Annotated in this window: 12 protein-coding genes; 5 read left to right on the top strand and 7 right to left on the bottom strand. The window is 73.2% G+C overall.

Translation table 11 applies throughout. From position 1 onward, the window contains the following. Nucleotides 1-35: 35 nt before the first annotated feature. The gene (locus K7472_RS21535; protein WP_222980154.1) at nucleotides 36-614 is read right to left on the bottom strand and encodes a TerD family protein; all 579 of its coding nucleotides are present in this window, start codon (nucleotides 612-614) and stop codon (nucleotides 36-38) included. 145 nt (nucleotides 615-759) lie between these two features. Next, nucleotides 760-2856, bottom strand: a complete 2097-nt coding sequence (gene uvrB, locus K7472_RS21530; RefSeq protein ID WP_252396012.1) for an excinuclease ABC subunit UvrB — start codon at nucleotides 2854-2856, stop codon at nucleotides 760-762. A 187-nt stretch (nucleotides 2857-3043) separates the two neighbouring features. Between uvrB and K7472_RS21525 the strand changes: the two genes are divergently transcribed. Continuing rightward, on the top strand, nucleotides 3044-3616 hold the full coding sequence (locus tag K7472_RS21525; RefSeq protein WP_222980153.1) for a methylated-DNA--[protein]-cysteine S-methyltransferase: 573 nt from the start codon (nucleotides 3044-3046) through the stop codon (nucleotides 3614-3616). A gap of 20 nt (nucleotides 3617-3636) precedes the next feature. Here the strand turns inward: K7472_RS21525 and K7472_RS21520 are convergent, their stop codons facing one another. Then, on the bottom strand, nucleotides 3637-4014 hold the full coding sequence (locus K7472_RS21520; RefSeq protein WP_222980152.1) for a tetratricopeptide repeat protein: 378 nt from the start codon (nucleotides 4012-4014) through the stop codon (nucleotides 3637-3639). 174 nt (nucleotides 4015-4188) lie between these two features. On the opposite strand from K7472_RS21520, the gene K7472_RS21515 reads away from it, so the two are divergent. Then, nucleotides 4189-5754, top strand: a complete 1566-nt coding sequence (locus tag K7472_RS21515; protein WP_222980151.1) for a N,N-dimethylformamidase beta subunit family domain-containing protein — start codon at nucleotides 4189-4191, stop codon at nucleotides 5752-5754. A 63-nt stretch (nucleotides 5755-5817) separates the two neighbouring features. Here the strand turns inward: K7472_RS21515 and coaE are convergent, their stop codons facing one another. From coaE to rpsA, 3 genes are all read right to left on the bottom strand, one after another. After that, nucleotides 5818-6498: a dephospho-CoA kinase gene (gene coaE, locus K7472_RS21510; RefSeq protein WP_222980150.1), complete on the bottom strand. Its 681-nt coding sequence runs from the start codon at nucleotides 6496-6498 to the stop codon at nucleotides 5818-5820. Nucleotides 6499-6684: 186 nt separating this feature from the next. Next, nucleotides 6685-7617 (bottom strand): PAC2 family protein, encoded by a 933-nt coding sequence (locus tag K7472_RS21505; protein ID WP_222980149.1) that lies wholly within the window; start codon nucleotides 7615-7617, stop codon nucleotides 6685-6687. A 338-nt stretch (nucleotides 7618-7955) separates the two neighbouring features. After that, nucleotides 7956-9449, bottom strand: a complete 1494-nt coding sequence (gene rpsA / locus K7472_RS21500; RefSeq protein WP_222980148.1) for a 30S ribosomal protein S1 — start codon at nucleotides 9447-9449, stop codon at nucleotides 7956-7958. A 347-nt stretch (nucleotides 9450-9796) separates the two neighbouring features. Here rpsA and K7472_RS21495 point away from each other — a divergent pair, with 347 nt between their 5' ends. Next, nucleotides 9797-10750: a class I SAM-dependent methyltransferase gene (locus K7472_RS21495; protein ID WP_222980147.1), complete on the top strand. Its 954-nt coding sequence runs from the start codon at nucleotides 9797-9799 to the stop codon at nucleotides 10748-10750. A gap of 67 nt (nucleotides 10751-10817) precedes the next feature. Beyond that, the gene (gene hrpB, locus K7472_RS21490) at nucleotides 10818-13346 is read left to right on the top strand and encodes an ATP-dependent helicase HrpB (protein WP_222980146.1); all 2529 of its coding nucleotides are present in this window, start codon (nucleotides 10818-10820) and stop codon (nucleotides 13344-13346) included. A gap of 92 nt (nucleotides 13347-13438) precedes the next feature. Here hrpB and K7472_RS21485 read toward each other — a convergent pair whose 3' ends face one another. Beyond that, the gene (locus tag K7472_RS21485) at nucleotides 13439-14623 is read right to left on the bottom strand and encodes a lytic transglycosylase domain-containing protein (protein ID WP_222980145.1); all 1185 of its coding nucleotides are present in this window, start codon (nucleotides 14621-14623) and stop codon (nucleotides 13439-13441) included. 156 nt (nucleotides 14624-14779) lie between these two features. On the opposite strand from K7472_RS21485, the gene K7472_RS21480 reads away from it, so the two are divergent. Continuing rightward, entirely contained in the window at nucleotides 14780-15589 is an 810-nt protein-coding gene (locus K7472_RS21480; RefSeq protein ID WP_222980144.1) for a DUF4184 family protein, read from the top strand. Nucleotides 15590-15710: the final 121 nt, after the last annotated feature.

The raw sequence follows: 15710 nt of genomic DNA, 5'->3' as shown, positions 1-15710 counted from the left end.
CCCTCAGCCCCTCCCCTAGGCCGGCCGCCGTACCGCTACAGGTGCGGCACGATCGACGGCATCAGGTCCTGGAACGTACGGCCGTTCGCCGGAGTGCCGATCGCGGTCATGGACCAGCCGCTGGCGCCGCGGTGCACCTTCGCCATGATCTGCGCGGTGTACGGGCCGCCGCCGTCGAGCGTGTAACGCGCCAGCTCCTGGCCGCATGTCTCGTCCACCAGGCGGCAGAACGCGTTGCGCACCTCGGCGAAGGTCTGGCCGGTGAAGGAGTTGACGGTGAAGACGATCTGGTCGACGTGGACCGGCACCCGCTCCAGGTCGACGAGGATCGACTCGTCGTCGCCGCCCTGTCCCGCGCCGCCCACGAGGTTGTCGCCGGTGTGCCGCACCGAGCCGTCGTCGCTGATCAGGTGGCGGAAGTAGACGACGTCGACCGGCTGCCCGTCCGCGAAGAGCACGGCGGAGGCGTCGAGGTCGATCTCCCGGGTGCGGCTGCCGAACAGACCGCGACGGGGCGCCGCCTGCCAGCCCAGGCCCATCCGCACCGCGCTCAGCGTGCCGCCACCGGACTTCGTCAGGCTGACCTGCTGTCCCTTGGCCAAGTTCACCGTCACGCGCCTGTCCCCTCTGTTCGTCGCGCCGCTCGTCGCAAACCCTACGCAGGCGAGCGCGCGGCGCCCTCCCCCGGGCGCCGTTTGTGGCATTCCTGCGACGATTACCGGCGGCGGGACGTCCCGTACGGCGTCCGGAACGCGCCCGTCAGGCGACCCCCGCCTCCCTCATCTGCCGCAACTCCTTCTTCAGTTCACCCAGTTCGTCGCGGATGCGGGCCGCCACCTCGAACTGCAACTCGGCTGCGGCGGTGTGCATCTGCTCTGTCAACTCCTCGATCAGCTCCGTGAGTTCCGCGGCGGGCAGACTCTTCGCGGCCCGCTTCTCCCCGGCCTTCGCCGACAGCCCCGGCACCGGTGCCTTGCCGCGCGAACGCTGCCGTCCGGAACCGAGCAGCTCCTCGGTGTCGGCGTCCTCCCGGGCGAAGGAGTCGAGGATGCCGGCGATCTTCTTGCGCAGCGGCTGCGGGTCGATGCCGTTCTCGGTGTTGTACGCGATCTGCTTCTCGCGGCGCCGGTTGGTCTCGTCGATGGCGCGCGCCATGCCCGGCGTGACCTTGTCGGCGTACATGTGCACCTCGCCGGAGACGTTCCGCGCGGCGCGGCCGATGGTCTGGATCAGCGAGGTGCCGGAGCGCAGGAAGCCCTCCTTGTCGGCGTCGAGGATCGCGACCAGCGAGACCTCGGGCAGGTCGAGGCCCTCACGCAGCAGGTTGATGCCGACGAGCACGTCGAACTCGCCCGCGCGCAGCTCGCGCAGCAGCTCGACCCGGCGCAGGGTGTCGATGTCGCTGTGCAGATAGCGCACCTGGATGCCGAGTTCCAGCATGTAGTCGGTGAGGTCCTCGGCCATCTTCTTGGTGAGGGTGGTGACCAGGACGCGTTCGTTGCGCTCGGCGCGGAGCCTGATCTCGTGCACCAGGTCGTCGATCTGGCCCTCGGTCGGCTTGACGATCACCTGCGGGTCGACCAGCCCGGTGGGGCGGATCACCTGCTCCACGACGCCGTCGGAGCGGGACAGCTCGTACGGACCGGGGGTGGCCGACAGGTAGACGGTCTGGTCGACGCGCTCCAGGAACTCCTCCCACTTCAGCGGGCGGTTGTCCAGCGCGGACGGGAGGCGGAAGCCGTGCTCGATCAGGGTGCGCTTGCGGGAGGCGTCGCCCTCGTACATCGCGCCGATCTGCGGCACCGTCTGGTGCGACTCGTCGATGACCAGGAGGAAGTCCTCCGGGAAGTAGTCGAGGAGGGTGTTGGGCGCGGAGCCCGGGTCGCGGCCGTCGATGTGCCGGGAGTAGTTCTCGATGCCGGAGCAGGTGCCGATCTGGCGCATCATCTCGATGTCGTACGTGGTGCGCATGCGCAGCCGCTGGGCCTCCAGCAGCTTGGCCTGCTTCTCCTGGGTGGCGAGGGTGGTCTCCAGCTCCTGTTCGATGCCGGTGATGGCACGTTCCATGCGCTCGGGACCGGCGACGTAGTGGGTGGCGGGAAAGACGTACAGCTCCTGGTCGTCGGTGACGACCTCGCCGGTGAGCGGGTGGAGGGTGGACAGGGCCTCGATCTCGTCGCCGAACATCTCGATGCGGACGGCCAGCTCCTCGTAGACCGGGAAGATCTCGATGGTGTCGCCGCGCACCCGGAAGGTGCCCCGGGTGAACGCCATGTCGTTGCGCGTGTACTGGATGTCCACGAAGCGGCGCAGCAGCTGGTCGCGGTCGATCTCCTCGCCGACCCGCAGTCGGACCATGCGGTCCACGTACTCCTGCGGCGTGCCCAGGCCGTAGATGCACGACACGGACGCGACGACGATCACGTCACGCCGGGTGAGCAGGGAGTTGGTGGCGGAGTGGCGCAGCCGCTCGACCTCCTCGTTGATCGAGGAGTCCTTCTCGATGTAGGTGTCCGTCTGGGGGACGTACGCCTCGGGCTGGTAGTAGTCGTAGTACGAGACGAAGTACTCGACGGCGTTGTTGGGCAGCAGCTCGCGGAACTCGTTGGCGAGCTGGGCCGCGAGGGTCTTGTTGGGCGCGATGACCAGGGTCGGCCGCTGGAGCTTCTCCACCATCCACGCGGTGGTGGCCGACTTGCCCGTACCGGTGGCGCCGAGCAGCACGACGTCCTTCTCGCCCGCTCGCACGCGCCGCTCCAGCTCGGCGATGGCCGCCGGCTGGTCACCGCTGGGCTGGTAGGGGCTGACGACCTCGAAGGGCGCCACCTTGCGTTCGATATCAGATACGGGCCGCATGAAAACACCGTACGACCAGCCACTGACAACCGGCCGCCGCCGGACCGAACCTTCACCTCCGATACGCCGCTGACCTGCGCGGAAGCGGAAAATCTCGTCGAGTGACTCGGGTCCCCGGCCCGGACCGGGGACCGCCCCGCTCCCGAAACCGGCGCCCGTTGTCAGTGCCGGGTCCTACGCTGGCGGCGTGACGGAATCGAAGCCTGCCCCGGCCGCCTGGTGGACGGTGCGGGACACCCCGATCGGACCCCTGCTGCTGGCGGCCACGCGGCAGGGGCTGGTCAACGTGGCCTTCCACGCCGACCGGCTCGTCGTCCCCGCGGCCGTGCGGCGGCTGGCCGGGCGTTTCAGCGGCGAGGCGATACGCGTGGGGGACGGCGCCGCGCCCCTGGAGAGCGCGCCGCACCTGGCGGAGGCAGCGCGCCAGATCGACGCGTACTTCGCCGGTCGGCTGAAGCGCTTCACCCTGCCGCTTGACTGGTCCCTCAGCGGCGGCTTCAACCACCGCGTGCTGCTGGAGCTGGCCGCGGGCGTCCCGTACGGCGAGGTCGTCGGCTACCAGACGCTGGCCGACCGGGTGGGCGAGCCCGGCGCGGCCCGCGCGGTCGGCGTCGCGATGGGCTCGAACCCGCTGCCCGTGGTCGTCGCCTGCCACCGCGTCGTGGAGAGCGGCGGCGGCATAGGCGGCTTCGGCGGCGGCCTGGAGACCAAACGCACCCTCCTCGCCCTGGAGGGCGTTTTGCCGGAACCGTTGTTCTGAGCCGTCTGTACCGAGCCGCCTCAGGACGAGCCCGCGCCGTCCTCGAAGCGTGCCGCCCGCAGGTATTCCGGGTTGGCGTCCAGGGCTGCGGCCAGGCGGAAGTGGCGTTGGGCCTCGGTGGGGCGCAGGGCGCGTTCCAGGGTGCGGGCGAGGGCGAAGTGGGCGAAGGCGTTGGCCGGTTCGCGTTCCAGGACGACCTGGAACTCCAGTTCCGCGGCACGCAGTTGGGCCGCCATGAAGAAGGCGCGGGCGCGCAGCAGGCGCGCCGCCGTGTTCTCGGGGTGGGCGGTGATGACGGGGTCGAGCAGCTTGACGGCGCCGCGCGGGTCGCGGGCGGCCAGGAGTTGTTCGGCCGCGCGGTAGTCGATGACGTTCGTCTCCGGAGTGCGGTCGGGCACAGGGGCCTCCCTTCCAGGAGTAGGCAACGGCGTACCACTGCGTGGCATTCCCGGACAAGTGCGCACACGGAGAGTGAAGCTCTCGCTTTCGCCCGGACGGCGACGCAACCTCTGCGGCCCGGCCCGACTCATTGCACTGTGAGGACATGGGACACCGTGGGCACGGAGCGTGCGATGAACAAGGCTGAATGGAATCGGCGGCACTTTCTGGGCGCCGCGGCGGGCGTCGGCGCGGGCGCGCTGGCCGCCGGCTGCTCGGCGGACGGGCAGAACGGCACTTCCCGGGGGACCGCCGCGCACCCGGTCGGCGAGGGCGCCAAGGCGGAGAACGACCTTCCCGGCGACAGCGACTGGCGGCTGCGGAGCCACGGCGACGACCGGGCGGTCGAGGGGTACGCCGACCGGGTGAGCGTGCTGCCCGGCGAATCGTTCCGGCTGCACGTCTCCACGACGTCCAAGGGCTTTCGCGCCGAGGCGTTCCGCATGGGCTGGTACGGCGGGGCGCAGGCCCGAAAGGTGTGGGCCTCGGAGCGAATAGCCGGCGCCGCCCGCCAGGTCCCCGGTCCGAAGGGCGGCACGCGTACCGTGACGGCGGGCTGGGAGCCCACCGTGGAGGTCGCCACCAAGGGCTGGCCGGAGGGCGCCTACCTCATCCGGCTCACCGCCGACTCCGGCGCCCAGCGCTACGTTCCGATGACCGTGCGGTCGGCGAGCACGAGCGGCCGCCTGGTGCTGGTGAACGGTGCCGCGACCTGGCAGGCGTACAACACCTGGGGCGGCCACAGCCTCTACCAGGGGCCGGGCGGCAAGTCCGACTACGCGAACCGTTCGCTGGCGGTCTCCTGCGACCGGCCGTTCGACGACAACGGGGCGCTGCTGTTCACCACCTACGAGCAGCCCGCGATCGCCCTGGCGGAGAAGCTGGGCCTGAAGCTGGCGTACGTGACGTCGATGGACATCGACAGCGAGCCGGACCTGCTGCGCGGGGCGCACGCGATCGTCTCGCTCGGGCACGACGAGTACTGGACCCCGGTGATGCGCCAGCGGGTGACGGCGGCCCGGGACGCGGGCACCAACCTGGCCTTCCTCGGCGCCAACGCCTGCTTCCGCCGCATCCGCCTGGAGGGCACGAGCGCCGGTGACCGGCGGCTGGTGGTCTGCTACAAGACCGACTGGATGCACGACCCGATGTACGGCAAGGACGACGCGGCGGTCACCACCGACTGGCGCGAGCCGCCCGGCGCGCACCCGGAGAACTCGATGACCGGGACGCTGTACGAGTCGAACCCGACGAACGCGGCCTACGTCGTCGCGGAGCCCGGGCACTGGCTCTTCGAGGGCACCGGCGCCAAGCGCGGCACCAGCTTCGCCAACCTGGTCGGCACCGAGTACGACCGGGTCAACTCCGGCTCCCTGACGCCGCGTCCGATCGAGATCATCGCCCACTCCAAACTGGTCTGCCGGGGCGTGCGGTCTTTCTCCGACTCGGCGTACTACACCACCAAGAGCGGCGCCGGGGTCTTCAACACCGGGACCATGCGCTGGGTCGAGGGGCTCAAGGGCGACGGCAGCCACGACATGCCGCACTCCACGGGCGCGTTCACCACTCAGGTGACCAGCAACCTGTTCCGGGCGTTCGCCGAGGGCCCGGCGGGGCTGAAGCACCCGGCGAAGGACAACCTGGACACCTACCACCCGTACGACGGCGACCCGACGTGGGCCAAGCGCGACCTGTGGTGAGCGCCCCCGGGCTGCGGGGCGCCCTCCCGAGGCCCCGGTCGCGGGCGGGCCTGCGGCCGGACCTCAGCCGCCCGCGCCCGCCGCGTCGTCTCGTCCCGGCGCGTCCCGACGGCCGGCCGCGTCGTCCCGTCCCGGCGTTTCCCCACCGTCCGACGCCCGCTCCCGCAGCGTCTCCCAGACCCGCTTGACCCGCGGTTCCAGCGCCTCCAGCGGACCGTCGTTGTCGATCACCAAGTCGGCGACGGCGAGCCGCTGTTCGCGGGTGGCCTGCGCGGCCATCCGGGAGCGCGCCTCCTCCTCGCTCATGCCGCGCAGCCGCGTCAGCCGCTCCAGCCGGGTCCCGGAGGACGCGTCGACGACGACCACGAGGTCGTACAGGGGGGCGAGTCCGTTCTCGGTGAGCAGGGGCACGTCGTGAACGACGATGGCGTCGGGGCCCGCGGCGGCCTCCAGTTCGGCGGAGCGGCGGCCGACCAGCGGGTGGACGATGGCGTTGAGCGCGGCGAGGCGGCCGGGGTCGGCGAAGACGATGCCGCCGAGCCTGGGCCGGTCGAGCGTGCCGTCGGCGCGCAGTACCTCGGGCCCGAACTCGGCGACCACGGCGGCCAGTCCGGGGGTGCCGGGCTCCACGACCTCCCGCGCGATCCGGTCCGCGTCCACGACGACCGCGCCGTACGCCGCGAGCAGCCGCGACACCTCGCTCTTGCCGGCGCCGATCCCGCCGGTCAGGCCCACCTTCAGCATGCCGCCAGCGTAGGCGAAGCCCAGGCTCGGACGGCACCCCGGCCTGCCTTGCCCTACGGGCGTCGTCCGGCGAGCGGTGCCTCGCGAGGGCTGTCCGGCGGGCGCTGTCCGGACGGGCGCGTGGGCCCGCCCGCGACGTCCCGCCGACCAGTGCCCGTGCCCGTCCCGCCGACCGGCGCGCCTGCGCTACTCCCCGTCTGCCTCGCGCTCGGCGAGGAAGCGCTCGAACTCCGCGCCCAGGTCGTCGGCCGACGGCAGGTCGGCGGGCTCGGCGATCAGGCTCTCGCGCCCGGCGGCACCGGCGATCGCGTCGTACTGGCTCTCCAGCCCGCGCACCACGGAGACCAGCTCTGCGTCGCCCTCGGATATCTGGCGTTCGATCTCGTCCTGGACGCTGTGCGCCTCGGACCGCAGCGCGTGGGCGGGTTCGGGCAGCACGAGGCCGGTGGCGGCGGTGATGGCCTCCAGGACGGCGAGCGAGGCGTCCGGGTAGGGCGAGCGTGCGAGGTAGTGCGGCACGTGGGCGGCGACGCCCAGCACGTCGTGGCCCGTGTCGGACAGCCGCAGCTCGACCAGCGCCTCGGCGCTGCCCGGCACCTGGGCCTCGTCGAACCAGCTGCGGTGGCCGGGCATCAGGTCGGTGCGGTTGCCGTGCGGTGTCAGGCCGACCGGGCGGGTGTGCGGCACGCCCATCGGGATGCCGTGGAAGTTGATGGACAGGCGCACCCCGAAACGCTCGACCAGCTCCCGCACGGCGGCGGCGAAGCGCTCCCACTGGCTGTCCGGCTCGGGTCCCGCGAGCAGCAGGAAGGGCGTGCCGGTGCTGTCGTGCACCAGGCGCAGCGCCAGGTCGGGGTCCTCGTACTCGGCCCAGTGGTCGCGGCGGAAGGTCATCAGCGGCCTGCGCGCACGGTAGTCCAGGAGCCGGTCGACGTCGAAGCGGGCCACCACCTGGCTGTCGAGGTTGTCCAGGAGCTCGGCGACCAGCTGCTCACCGGTGTCGCCCGCGTCGATGAACCCCTCCAGGTGGTACAGCAGCACCAGCCCGTCGGTGTCGAGGGCGTCCACCGCCGCCGCACCGTCCGGCTCGAACTCGTACAGATCCCGTGGTTCCAGCATGACGCCCCTTCTCGCTTCCTCCCCGGTACCAACGTAAGCCCGGGCACCGACATTCCCACCCGGCCGACCGCGCCCGGACCGCATAGTTGACGTTGCCTTGACAATTCCGCTCGCGCACGACGGCGTTCCCGCCGATCGCCCGTCGCGGCATACCAATGAGAACGATTCGTACGCCGGTTGGAACCTGACGACCCACCGGGCGCGCGGCTTCACAGATCGCCTTCACCCTGGGCACCGCGCCCTCCGCCCGGGCTGTCGGCTCCCGGGCATGCGTAAGGGCCGCTCTCCATGGAGAGCGGCCCTTACGGCACTGCCTAAGCGACTACCGGGTCAGAGCCTCAGCTCTGGCCGCCCGCGAGCTTCTCGCGGAGCGCGGCAAGCGCCTCGTCCGACGCGAGCGCACCGGAGTTGTCGGCCGACTCCGAGGAGTACGAACCGCCACCGGCGGCCGGGGCCGGAGCGGCGGTGCCGCCCTCGGCAGCGGCCTGCTCGTCGGCCTCGCGGGACTTGATGACCTGCGCCTGGTGCTGCTCGAAGCGCTGCTGCGCCTCGGCGTACTGGCGCTCCCACTCCTCGCGCTGCTTCTCGTAACCGGGCAGCCAGTCGTTGGCCTCCGGGTCGAAGCCCTCGGGGTAGATGTAGTTGCCCTGGTCGTCGTAGGACGCGGCCATGCCGTAGAGCGTCGGGTCGAACTCGACCGAGGCCGGGTCGGCGCCGAAGGACTCGTTGGCCTGCTTCAGCGAGAGGCTGATGCGGCGGCGCTCCAGGTCGATGTCGATGACCTTGACGAAGATCTCGTCGTTGACCTGGACGACCTGCTCCGGGATCTCCACGTGGCGCTCGGCCAGCTCGGAGATGTGGACCAGGCCCTCGATGCCCTCGTCCACGCGGACGAACGCACCGAACGGCACGAGCTTGGTGACCTTGCCCGGGACGACCTGACCGATCTGGTGGGTGCGGGCGAACTGCTGCCACGGGTCTTCCTGGGTCGCCTTCAGCGACAGGGAGACGCGCTCGCGGTCCATGTCGACGTCCAGGACCTCGACCGTGACCTCCTGGCCGACCTCGACGACCTCGGACGGGTGGTCGATGTGCTTCCAGGACAGCTCGGAGACGTGCACCAGACCGTCGACGCCACCCAGGTCCACGAAGGCACCGAAGTTGACGATCGAGGAGACGACGCCGGAGCGCACCTGGCCCTTCTGGAGGGTGGTGAGGAAGGTCTGACGGACCTCGCTCTGGGTCTGCTCCAGCCAGGCACGGCGGGACAGGACCACGTTGTTGCGGTTCTTGTCCAGCTCGATGATCTTGGCCTCGAGCTCCTTGCCGACGTACGGCTGGAGGTCGCGGACACGGCGCATCTCGACCAGGGAGGCCGGGAGGAAGCCGCGCAGGCCGATGTCGAGGATGAGGCCGCCCTTGACGACCTCGATGACGGTACCGGTGACGATGCCGTCCTCTTCCTTGATCTTCTCGATCGTGCCCCAGGCACGCTCGTACTGAGCGCGCTTCTTGGACAGGATCAGGCGACCCTCCTTGTCCTCCTTCTGGAGGACCAGGGCCTCGATCTCGTCACCGACGGCCACGACCTCGTTGGGGTCGACGTCGTGCTTGATCGACAGCTCGCGGGAGGGGATGACGCCTTCGGTCTTGTAACCGATGTCGAGCAGGACCTCGTCCCGGTCGACCTTCACGATGACGCCGTCGACGATGTCGCCGTCGTTGAAGTACTTGATCGTCTCGTCGATCGCGGCGAGGAAGGCTTCCTCGGAACCGATGTCGTTGACCGCCACCTGCGGGGTGGTACGAGGGGCCTCGGTGCTGCTCGTCATTAGGGAAAGGACTCCGGTACGGACAGTAAGTCGTAGGTACTGCTACGCCGGGAGCCCGTATCGCTTCTGCCGATTCCGGACAGCTTCGAGGCGGTGGATCCGCGATGCCACGAGGGCACCGGATTCGCCTCATCAACCGAGGGTCTGCAACAGACGCGAGCGCAGCCTGCTCCGTCCGAGGTGCGCAGGCCCGCAGCGCAACTTGTAGCATACGGGGGCGGCCGTGGTCGGTCAATGCGCGAAGAGCGCACCAGTGACCCAACGGGACGCAACGCCCCATAAACGGCGCGGCCCGAGCCGCACGCGGGTCCGCCTCACGCCGACATGAGAGTACGACGACTGCCGCGATGATCCAAGACTCACCGGGCGCCACGCCGCCGGAACCCGCCGGATTCGCGCAACGGGGCGGAAGCGGGGCGTACGAGTACGCCCACGGCGCGTACGAGGAGGACGGCCCGCCCGCGGACGTCCACGGCGGCTCCGATGACGCCGACGACGCCGACGACGCCGAGGCCACCCGTCGCGCGGTGGACGTCGCCGAGAGCAGCCGGGCCAGCCGGGGCTGGTGGGACCGGAACGCGGACGAGTACCAGGGCGAGCACGGCGCCTTCCTCGGCGACGACCGCTTCGTGTGGGGCCCCGAAGGCCTGGACGAGGCCGACGCGGCGCTGCTCGGGCCCGCGGCGGCACTGGCCGGCGCCCGGGTGCTGGAGATCGGCTGCGGTGCCGCGCAGTGCTCCCGCTGGCTCGCCGCACGCGGCGCCCGGCCGGTGGCGCTCGACCTGTCGCACCGCCAGCTCCAGCACGCCCTGCGCATCGACGACGGGCGGCCCGGTTTCCCGCTGGTCCAGGCGGACGCCGGGACGCTGCCCTTCGCCGACGGCTCCTTCGACCTGGCCTGCTCGGCGTACGGCGGAGTGCCGTTCGTGGCCGATTCCGCCCGGGTGATGCGGGAGGTGCACCGGGTGCTGCGGCCCGGTGGGCGCTGGGTCTTCTCCGTCACGCATCCGGTGCGCTGGGCCTTCCCCGACGAGCCGGGGCCTGAGGGCCTGACGGTGTCGGCGTCGTACTTCGACCGCACGCCGTACGTCGAGCAGGACGAGACGGGTCGCGCGGTCTACGTCGAGCACCACCGCACCCTGGGCGACCGGGTGCGAGAGATCGCGGCGGCCGGCTTCCGGCTGGCCGATCTCGTGGAGCCCGAGTGGCCGCACTGGAACAGCCAGGAGTGGGGCGGCTGGTCCCCGCTGCGCGGCGCGCTGATCCCGGGGACGGCGGTCTTCGTGTGCGTACGGGACTGAGTGCGTACGGGACTGAAGCGTTCCGATTCGGGGGTGGCGGCGTGAGCGGGATTTCAGGGGTGGCGGCGTGAGCGGGATCCGGCCGGAGGGGCTGCGGCTTCCGGTGCGCGACGCGCTGCCCGCGCTGCTGGCGGCCCTGGAGGGCCACGGCGGGGCGGTGCTGGCCGCGCCGCCGGGGACCGGCAAGACGACGCTGGTGCCGCTGGCGCTGGCCGGGCTGACGGACGGCGGCGCGCCGGTGCGCCGGGTGCTGGTCGCCGAGCCGCGGCGGATGGCGGTACGGGCGGCGGCGCGGCGGATGGCGTGGCTGCTGGGCGAGGCGGCCGGGGAGACGGTCGGCTTCACGGTGCGCGGTGAGCGCAGGGTGTCGCGGCGCACGGCCGTCGAGGTCGTCACGACCGGCGTGCTGCTCCAGCGGCTGGGCCGCGATCCCGAACTGCCGGGCGTGGACGCCGTGCTGCTGGACGAGTGCCACGAACGCCACCTGGACGCGGACACCTCGATGGCGTTCCTGCTGGACGTGCGCGCGACGCTGCGGCCGGACCTGTGGCTGCTGGCCGCCTCGGCGACGTCGGACACCGCGGCCTGGGCGGAGCTGATGGGCGGCGTGCCGGTGGTCGAGGCGCGGGACGTCACGCATCCGGTGGAGGTGGTGTGGGCGCCGCCCGGGCGTCCGGTGCGCCCGCCGCACGGCACCCGGGTCGACCCGGCGCTGCTCGACCACGTGGCCTCGGTCGTACGGCGCGCGCTGGGCGAGCGGGACGGCGACGTGCTGTGCTTCCTGCCGGGGGTCGGCGAGATCGCGCGGGTCGCACGGCTGCTGGGCGACCTGGGCGGCCTTGGTGACACGGACGTCCTCCAGCTGCACGGCCGCGCCCCGGCCGCGGTGCAGGACGCCGCGCTGGCGCCGGGCGCACGCCGCAGGGTGCTGCTGGCCACCGCGGTCGCCGAGTCCAGCCTGACGGTGCCGGGCGTGCGCGTGGTGGTCGACGGCGGCCTGGCCCGCGAGCCGCGCACCGACCACGCGCGGGGTCTGAGTTCGCTGGCGACGGTGCCGGTGTCGCGGGCCGGGGCCGACCAGCGTGCCGGACGGGCAGGGCGGGAGGGCCCCGGCACGGTCTACCGCTGCTGGTCGCAGGGGCAGCAGACGCGGGCGCCCCGGCGTCCCTCGCCCGAGATCGCGGTGGCCGACCTGACCGCGTTCGCGCTGGACGCCGCCTGCTGGGGTGACCCGGACGCGGCGGGGCTGGCGCTGCTGGACCGTCCCCCGGCCGGGGCGATGGCGGCGGCCCGCGAGACGCTGCGCGTGGTGGACGCCGTGACGGCGGACGGCCGGGCCACGGAACGCGGTGCGCGGATGTCCCGGCTCGGGCTGCACCCCCGGCTGGCGCGGGCCCTGTTGGACGGCGCGCCGGTGGTGGGCGCCGGCCGGGCCGCCGAGGCGGTGGCGTTGCTGAGCGAGGAGCCGCCCCGGGAGTACGGGGTGGACCTGGCGGCGGCGTGGCGCACCGCGCGCCGGGGTGGCGAAGGGTACGCGGCGCGGTGGAGGACGGAGGTGCGGCGGCTGCGGTCCCTGGCGGACGAGCACGCGCCCGGCGGGGGTTCCTCCGCGGGACTCACCGACGACGCCGCCCTCGGTGCGGTCGTGGCGCTGGCCTTCCCCGAGCGGCTCGCGCGGCGGCGCGGCGCCGGGTATCTGATGGTGTCCGGGACCGCCGCCGAGGTGGGCGAGGGCGCGGGCGCCACGCTGGGCGGCGCCGAGTGGATCGCGGTGGCGGTGGCCGACCGGCCCGCCGGAGCCGCCTCGGCCCGGGTGCGGTCCGCGGCCGTCGTCGACGAGGCGACCGCCCGCACCGCCGCGGCGTCGCTGCTGTCCTCGTACGACGAGGTGGCCTGGGTGGACGGCGACGTGGTGGCCCGGAGCGTGACCCGGCTGGGCGCGGTCGAGCTGGCGTCACGCCCGCTGCGCTCCCCCGCGCCCGAGGCGGTGCGTGCCGCCGTGCTGGACGGCCTGCGCCGGGAGGGCCCGGGGCTGCTGCGGTGGAGCCGGGACGCGGTGACGCTGCGGCGGCGGCTGGCGTTCCTGCGCGAGGTGCTGGGCGATCCGTGGCCGGAGGTGTCGGACGAGGCGCTGCTCGCGCGGGCCGACGAGTGGCTGGGCCCGGAACTGGCCGCCGCCCGCCGCCGCGCCGACCTCGAACGGGTGGACGCAGGCGCGGCGTTGACGCGGCTGCTGCCCTGGGCGAGCGGCGAGGCGGCCCGCCTCGACGAACTGGCGCCGGAGCGGATCACCGTGCCGAGCGGCTCGCGCGTCCGCGTGGACTACGAGGGCCCGCAGCCCGTACTGGCGGTCAAACTCCAGGAGTTGTTCGGCCTGAGCCGGTCGCCGCGCATCGCGGACGGGCGCGTGCCGCTGCTGGTGCACCTGCTGTCACCGGCCGGACGTCCCGCCGCCGTCACCGCCGACCTGGCCTCGTTCTGGGCCAACGGCTACCAGGCCGTACGGGCCGAACTGCGCGGCCGGTATCCGCGCCACCCGTGGCCCGAGGACCCGACGACGGCGCGGCCGACCGGCCGTACGAACACCAGGCGGTAGACGCCGAGCCGTCCACCGGGCCGCCCTGCGAACGCGTCCGGGCCCGCACCGGCGTGCGGTGCGGGCCCGGACGGACTCCCGAGGGCGCGGCGTCAGCTGTGGGACGGGCTCGGGGACGGCGTGCAGGTGCCGCTGGGCGACGGGCTCGGGCTGCCGGTCGGCGACGGCGAGGAACTGCCCGACGGCGACGGGGAGCCCGAGGCCGAACCGCTCGGCGAGGGCGAAGGCGACGGCGAGGCCGGTCCGCTGCCGGAGGGCGACGGGGACGGCGACGGCGAACCGCTGGAGCACGTGCCGGTGGGCGACGGCTTCGGCTTCGGCGACTTCGACGGGGCGGGCCCGATGCTGCCGCTGGCGGACGCGGTCGGCCGCGGGCTGTGGCTCGGCGAGGGCGAGTGCCCGGGCGCGGCGCTGTGCGAGGGCGAGGCGGACGGCGACGGCGTCGCGGTCGGCAGCAGCCCCGGGCCCGAGCCCGCGCCGCCGCTCGGGTCGTCCGGCACCTCGTGCGTGCCGTCGCGGAAGTACTGGAACCACGACATGACGCTGGCGAGGTAGGCGTCGGAGTGGTTGTAGCCCAGGATCGCCTTCTCCACGCCCGCGGTGGTGGTCAGGTCGCCGCCGACCGCGCACAGGTAGTCGCCCGCGGCCAGCGCCGCGTCGAAGACGTTGTTGGGATCCTTCTTGCCGTCGTGGTTGCCGTCCGCGCCCCAGGTCGCCCAGGTCGACGGGATGAACTGCATCGGCCCGACCGCCCGGTCGTAGCGCGGGTCGCCGTCGTAGCGGCCGCCGTCGGTGTCCGGGATCAGCGCGAAGCCGTGGCCGTCCAGTTCGGGACCGTAGATCGGGCGCAGCGTCGTGCCCTGCGCGTCCACGTCGCCGTTGTCGGCCTGGCCGGACTCCACCTGGCCGATGCCGGCGAGCAGTTGCCACGGCAGCCCGCACCCCGGCTCGGTCCCGCGCAGTGTCGCCTCGGCGTTCTTGTACGCGGCGAGTACGGTCGCGGGGATGCCGGCGCCGCCCGGCGTGACGGTGACGCCGGTGCCCGGCTGGGTACCCGGGCTGCCGGGCTTGGTCGGGGAGTTGAGCGGAGGCAGGTCGGTGATGTACGGGGCGGAACCGCCGTCGATCCCGGTACCGGGGGGCGAGACGGCCGAACCGTGCGTCACGCCGGCCGCCAGGCCGGGCGCCTGCGACGCGGTGAGCGCCGCCATCGCCATCGCCGCGACCGCGGTGCCCGCGGCCCCCTTGCGTACCCGTCGGCCGAACCGCACAGCCATACGCCGATCCCCTCCGTACCCCGTCGAGTCGTCGGGCGCGCGCCCCCGGCGCGACACCGGAACGGACCCTACGTCAACTCGGGAAAGGGTTCCACCGTCTGTACACGGGACAACACGGAACAACGGCGTGAACACGGCGAGAACAGGACCAGGACGATGCCTTTCACCTTCAGCCACCCCGCCGCCGTGCTGCCCGCGCTGCGCGCCGCCGGTGACGGATCCGTGCGCGGGCGCGGTCCGCTGCTGGTCGCGGGGCTGGTCGCCGGTTCGCTCGCGCCCGACGTGCCGTTCTTCCTCGACTCGGTGCTGCCCGGCACGTACGGATTCGGCCGGATCACGCACCGCCCGGCGGGCGTGCCGACCCTCGACCCGCTCATCGCGGCGGCGCTGGCCGGGGGTTGGACGGTGGCCCGCGGGCCGCTGACGGAACTCCTGCCGCCGGGAACGCGACTGCTGCCCGCGGCGCGACCGCTGCCGCATACCGGACGGGAGCCGGTGGCCGACGCGGCCCGCTTCTGGCTGTCGGCGACGGTGGGCGCCGCGACGCACGTGGGGTGGGACGCGTTCACGCACGGCGGGCGGTGGGGGGTGCGGCGCTTCCCGGTGCTGCGGCGCGAGGTGGCCGGGGTGCCGCTGCACCACTGGGCGCAGTACGGGAGTTCGGCGGCCGGACTCGTGACGCTCGCGGTCTGGTCCCGCCGCGCGGTGCGTGACGCGCCACGGCCGACGGAGGTGGCGGATTCCGGCGAGCGGTCGTACCCCGGCACGGTCGCGCGGCGTGTCGCGGTCACCGGGGTGGCCGGTTGCGCGGTGGCGGGCGCGGTGCTGCGGTGCGTACGGGACCGGCCGCGCGGCCTGTCGTCCCTGATCGCGTCGGCGACCTTCGGCGCGGGAGCGGCGACGGCCGTGGCGGCGGGCGCGTACGCGGGAGGGGTCAGGACGTGGCGGGCGGTGAGGGGGCGGTGAGTCGCGGGACGCGGAGGCACGCTTGAAGGGCAGGCGAGTCGCGGGACGCGGACGCGTGCCTGAGGGACCAGTGAGCCGCGCGGCGCGGAAGCGTGCCTGAGGGGGCCGCGTCGCCGACGGC

Origin of the sequence: Streptantibioticus parmotrematis, assembly GCF_019890615.1 — a bacterium.
GTDB lineage: Bacteria > Actinomycetota > Actinomycetes > Streptomycetales > Streptomycetaceae > Streptantibioticus_D > Streptantibioticus_D parmotrematis.
The sequence above is the reverse complement of the archived record's forward strand: the minus strand, read 5'-3'. Positions and strand labels throughout refer to the sequence as shown.

Coding starts and splice junctions, on each gene's coding strand:
- uvrB (WP_252396012.1), bottom strand. CDS start 2,856: ATGCGGCCCGTATCTGATATCGAACGCAAGGTGGCGCCCTTCGAGGTC.
- K7472_RS21515 (WP_222980151.1), top strand. CDS start 4,189: ATGAACAAGGCTGAATGGAATCGGCGGCACTTTCTGGGCGCCGCGGCG.
- coaE (WP_222980150.1), bottom strand. CDS start 6,498: ATGCTGAAGGTGGGCCTGACCGGCGGGATCGGCGCCGGCAAGAGCGAG.
- K7472_RS21505 (WP_222980149.1), bottom strand. CDS start 7,617: ATGCTGGAACCACGGGATCTGTACGAGTTCGAGCCGGACGGTGCGGCG.
- rpsA (WP_222980148.1), bottom strand. CDS start 9,449: ATGACGAGCAGCACCGAGGCCCCTCGTACCACCCCGCAGGTGGCGGTC.
- K7472_RS21495 (WP_222980147.1), top strand. CDS start 9,797: ATGATCCAAGACTCACCGGGCGCCACGCCGCCGGAACCCGCCGGATTC.
- K7472_RS21485 (WP_222980145.1), bottom strand. CDS start 14,623: ATGGCTGTGCGGTTCGGCCGACGGGTACGCAAGGGGGCCGCGGGCACC.
- K7472_RS21480 (WP_222980144.1), top strand. CDS start 14,780: ATGCCTTTCACCTTCAGCCACCCCGCCGCCGTGCTGCCCGCGCTGCGC.